5 protein-coding genes are annotated in these 4,952 nt (G+C 40.3%); 2 read left to right on the top strand and 3 right to left on the bottom strand.

The genetic code is table 11. The annotated features are described in order from the left end of the window. A partial coding sequence (locus AC3LHT_RS08840) for a hypothetical protein (protein WP_488662627.1) occupies positions 1-1,723 on the top strand: 1,723 nt, incomplete at its 5' end. Positions 1,724-1,762: 39 nt separating this feature from the next. Here AC3LHT_RS08840 and AC3LHT_RS08835 read toward each other — a convergent pair. From AC3LHT_RS08835 to AC3LHT_RS08825, 3 genes are read right to left on the bottom strand one after another with little or no spacing between them, the layout of a single operon-like run. Continuing rightward, positions 1,763-2,293: a GNAT family N-acetyltransferase gene (locus tag AC3LHT_RS08835; RefSeq protein WP_488662626.1), complete on the bottom strand. Its 531-nt coding sequence runs from the start codon at positions 2,291-2,293 to the stop codon at positions 1,763-1,765. Between the two features lie 13 nt (positions 2,294-2,306). Further along, positions 2,307-3,239 (bottom strand): SIR2 family protein, encoded by a 933-nt coding sequence (locus AC3LHT_RS08830; RefSeq protein WP_488662625.1) that lies wholly within the window; start codon positions 3,237-3,239, stop codon positions 2,307-2,309. Between the two features lie 29 nt (positions 3,240-3,268). Beyond that, positions 3,269-4,141 (bottom strand): damage-control phosphatase ARMT1 family protein, encoded by an 873-nt coding sequence (locus AC3LHT_RS08825; protein WP_290667371.1) that lies wholly within the window; start codon positions 4,139-4,141, stop codon positions 3,269-3,271. A gap of 133 nt (positions 4,142-4,274) precedes the next feature. Between AC3LHT_RS08825 and AC3LHT_RS08820 the strand changes: the two genes are divergently transcribed. Next, on the top strand, positions 4,275-4,952 hold a 678-nt coding region (locus AC3LHT_RS08820; RefSeq protein WP_488662624.1), incomplete at its 3' end, for a histidinol-phosphatase HisJ family protein.

The following is a 4,952-nucleotide window of genomic DNA, read 5'->3' as shown; positions in this document are numbered from 1 at the left end:
AGTCGATGAAGATACATTGAATAGACTCGAAAACAGGTTTTCTGAGATGGAAAACTACTATGCTCAAAATTTTAGCAATATGACAGCCATAGGTGACATGCTTGATGCCTCCTATTATGCAACAAGTTCGCTTGAAAATAGTTATGTTAGCAACGGAATAAAATTTGAAACCACAGTCAGGTCGATAGGGAGTGACACCAGCACCAATGAAACAGAGACCATTGAGAACATTACAAGCCCCCTTGATACCAGTCAGGCACTTTTATCTATTGTCCCGGAGGTAAAAAATTGGCTAAACAGTGAGGACAATTACATTTTGTCTGTCAAAGACCAGATTGGAGTAGCTTTAAACACCAATCCGTTAACAGAAGCCCAAGTGCAAGAATGGCTTGGAAACTATGCAGAAATTGATTTACCTCAAACCGTCGTTACTACTGCTCAACGGAAAACTATTACACAGACACAACAAACGGGATCAACAACTGTAAAAGACTATGCTTCTAGTGTTAACATCAGTGGAGATGTTCTGACAGGGAATAACCTGGAAACGCTCCTTGCTACTAATTTGAATCTTTCATCTTTTAAAGAATATTCGGTCCTTCGATTTTCCTGGCCACGCGAGATAACCATAGGTGGCTCAGGTCAAATAAGGCAAAGGACAAGAACAGCTGAAAGAGAAGCAATTGAATATATTGAAGCACCTCAAAGCGTAACCATAACTTTGGAATGGGGGAAATGGAAATACAGGAATGGCAAATGGAGGAAAAAGAAAACCTGGCATTGGCAAGACTGGCACAGGAGAAAAGTATGGGTAAAGTATTTTGAGTCAAGGGATTTCACAATAATGCTGCCTACAGAAGTCAGTGCATGGGGTGATTGGGTTTACAGCGACTGGAGCGATTGGGAAGTAATATCAAGCCCTGGTGGCAAAAAAGGCTCAACATACAACGCGAATGTGGATTATTACATTATTACCGATCCTTCTGAATTTAACAAAGAATCTTACAGTTCAGTGGTGGCGTATAGAGTGAATTCTGGAAATGAAAAGGTATATCCTTCTTTTACAGCAACTCCGGTGATATTGACCCACAAAGGGCTTTTAATAGCGGATGGTGATATTAATATAGGTGGTTCTGGATTACCAGGAGGAGCGAGTCAAACCCTTGGCAGAGAAGCGAGCATAATTGAAGGCAAATTTACTATGCTGTCAAAGGAGGGCAATATCTATACGAATGGGGACATACTATACCATGATCTGCTATCCGATAGTACTTTCCTGGGCTATGTAGAGCAGCCCGGAAAAGCTTTTGATCCAGATTATGATCCAAACGACTCTGCAAATGCCGTTAGCCTTGATGATATGTTGAACCTTGTCGTTGTCGATGGAAGCATCGAAATTCCATATCAGTCGAAACCAGCTGGTAGAGCGAAAATCAAAAATATAAAACTCACAGCAAATCTATTTGCTTTTGGAAAAGGTAACAGAGGGACGATAAACATAGAGAAATACAATTGGTACGACGAAAATATGGGATACAGACATATTTTCGGAACTATGGTATCCAGAGATAACAGTGCAGCGGGTACATCCGGCTGGCATGGTGAAAGCTACGGTTTCAGAAGCAGAAACTATTACGATGAAAGGCTGTATGGAAACGAAGACATGCCTTTCGGTACGCCGGAGTCGAATCTCTTACAGGCAATGGGAATAGGAATGAAGTAACTGACAGCTGCAAATAATGCAACCATGGTTTCATTAAAATCAAAGCTCAAGCCCCATGTATATAACACCGTAAAATTTCCTATCGAGTTTAAAGTAACGGGATATTCGACCTTCGTGCTTAAAGCCAAATTTTTCATAGAGTTTTATGGCTCTTTCGTTGTCTTCTCTTACCATAAGATCTATTTTCGCTATTTTATGCTCCCTTGCCCATTTGATTAGGTACTCAAGCATAGCTGTAGCAATTCCAAGCTCCCAGTATTTCTTCGCTACTGAAATACCAAATTCTCCCCTGTGGCTGGTTCGAGTTCTTGTACCACCACTGAAGTTCAGCATTCCGATGATTTCGCTGTTGAATTCAACCAGTATGATTAGAGCGTTGTCTTTATTTTGTGTAGATTCAATAAATTCTCTCTCTCTTTCCACGGTGGTTTCAAATTCTCCCGGGCCAAAGCTGAGAAATTCACTATCACCAGAAACCTGCTCAATATATCTCAATATTTGTGGTGCATCTTCAGGATTAGCTTCTCTAATAATTGCTGTAAGTCCGTTTTTTAAAGAAATATCTCGCATTTAAACCCCCAAATTAATTTTCAAAGTTTTCTATTGCCCTCTCGATTTTCTCCACAGCATCCTCAATTCTGATATCATCGGCACCATTCATGCATTCACAGGGAGCAAGGTTGTCAAAGAGTTTCTTTAAGAAAGAAAAAGGTTTTTTTAAGAAATCCGGTGGGAAGCACCCAAGCTTTTTTGCGAGACTCACAAAAAAGCCATCGGCATCATATCCCTTTACAAAGTATGCGTGTTTGCCTTCTTGCAACAATCGTTCTTTTATATGCTTCTCAGGTGGATTGTCTCGATAACCGATCCAGTAAAGCTTGTAATCGAACCGAGGAAAACTGGCAAAGATATCAAAGACAGGGTCATTTCTTCCGCTATAACCAACAACAATCCATACTCTTCCCCGCGCAGTGTCTTGAATAACAGGCTGAATTCTTTTAGAATGCTCTGCAAATTCTTCGGCGGTATTTATTAGCTCAAAACCTGTTCTCTGACCATGCAAATAAAAAACAGATTTTTCGGGAATATATGAAGGCCTGAAGTTTGTGCTTGCAGTTAGGTCATATACCGCCGGGAATTCATTCAGCATGGCACAGGCTTTTATAAGAAGTGGATCAAAATTAGTGGTGAGGATGCGATCAACGAATCCCACTTTCATAAGCTGGGCCATTATTATATGAGCCCAATTTATCTTCGTCTCATCTGTGAAATTAGCTATAAGGTCGCGCCTTTCACCGGGAGCGAGCTGTCCCATACAACTGGAATAGCTCTTCTTCGGAGCTCGGGCAAAATCTCTTGGCCTATCTCGCTCAATAATATCCACGAATTTCTCGGCAGTGGGAATGCCTGCCTGCGCAGAGCAACCCGTGCCAATGAGCAACGCGCATTTCTTTCCATAGTTTTTTGCGTTTAACAGCGTTTCGATGATGTCATCAATCGTTCTCTCGAAATCCAATTTCCCCACCTCTTCAACTCAATAACCCATTATAACCTGGAAGGGTGTAATCTCGCTTCTTTTTTCATAGCTATAAAACTGCCTTTGTTAACTCCAACATAACTACTGACGATATCACATTTCGTCATGAGTAGAAAGTAGATATCTCTATCTATTTCGCTGAGACTTTCGAAATTCCCCTGCCCTTTTGCTATTACCACATCGGAATTGTAAAGGATTTTTCTGAATTCGGGAGTGATTTTATCTAACAAAGTTCCAGGGGCATCAGTGCCGCTTTCTATGACTGTGGCAACTTTATCAATACCTATGAGTTTCGCTTCTCTTGTGGTTACGTCGTTCAAAACCGGCGTACTTCTCACAGCAAAGTATTTTACCGGCACACTGATTACTTCTAAAAAGAGTTTATCCAGGACAACTTCTCCACAGTTATCACCAATTAAAAGCAAGTTTTTAGCATTTCTTAAATCTTCTGCTAGTGCTTTCAGATGATCAATTGCAAAATCTTTTCTTATGGAATCTCTCAGTGTTTTCATTACATTGATTTCATGGCCTGGTGCAAAATCTATAATATTTCCAGCGACTGAAAATCTCAGAGCGGTTTCGATAGGGTCAGGAGATTTCATGACCTCAGTCTTTAGCTCGTCATACAGAGAAAGAAGGAGCTCGTTAGAAGAATCTTTGATTTCTCGATAAAGGTCAACTTCACCAAAGAATTTTATTATAAGCTCCCTTATTTCTCTACCCATATGGACAGGTGTCATTTCAAAAGTTTCAAGTTCCAGGAGCCTTTTCATATAGCTTTTAACAAGCTTTTCTTGCTTTCCTGAATCGATGTTTGCTTTCTTCAAAATGCGTATCAATGAGTTGATATTACATGGGATACATTCGATGGAACTTCTCACAAAATCATCTCCTTATACTTTTCTTTTCTTTGATTTTATCATTGGTAGTGGTAGTGGTTCATATGACAACATTTACAATGTGAAACAAAATGCGTTATCATAACTATGAATAAAGGAAAAAAGGAGATTAATCATGATAGACCTTCACGTTCACACACGGTTCTCACCGGATGCAGAACCTACAATTGAAGAAGTGGTAAAAACTGCTGCAAAAAGGGGTATCAAAATACTTGGTATCAGTGACCACTATGAACTTGGCCCAACGTTGGAAGAAGCAGAAAATTTCGGTGATCCGCTGCTTTATCTTGAGGAAATCGAACGAGTATCAAAAGAATATCCCCTTAAAGTGCTTAAAGCCGTAGAACTTGGCATTCAAAGCTATACGGATAATTCCATTTTGAATGGGGCTTTTGATTATTTTATTTACTCTGTTCATGAAGGTCCGGATTTCCCTAATCCCACCGAACCTGAAAAGTTGTGGAAAGCCTATTTGGAAGAATCAATTGCAGCGGTGAGGACGCTTAAATTTCCCGGTTTTTTCGGGCACCTTGATTTTTTAAGGCGCTTTATTCCCGGCTATGCTCCTCTCGAGCCTTCTCCGCTATTAGATGAGCTGTTAAGACTCTTAGTAAAGAAGGAGCTTGGGTTAGAAATAAATACATCTGGATTGAGAAGAGAATTTAAAGAAGTCAACCCACAACCCTGGATTATCGAAAGGTATCTTTCCTTCGGCGGGAAATATCTTACTATTGGCTCAGATGCCCATAGAACGGAGGATCTCGGGAAAGGGTTTGGTGAAGCTCTTAAAATC

The sequence above is a fragment of the Kosmotoga sp. genome, assembly GCF_982836095.1.
Note: the sequence above shows the minus strand (reverse complement) of the source record. Positions and strands in the feature narration are given on the sequence as shown.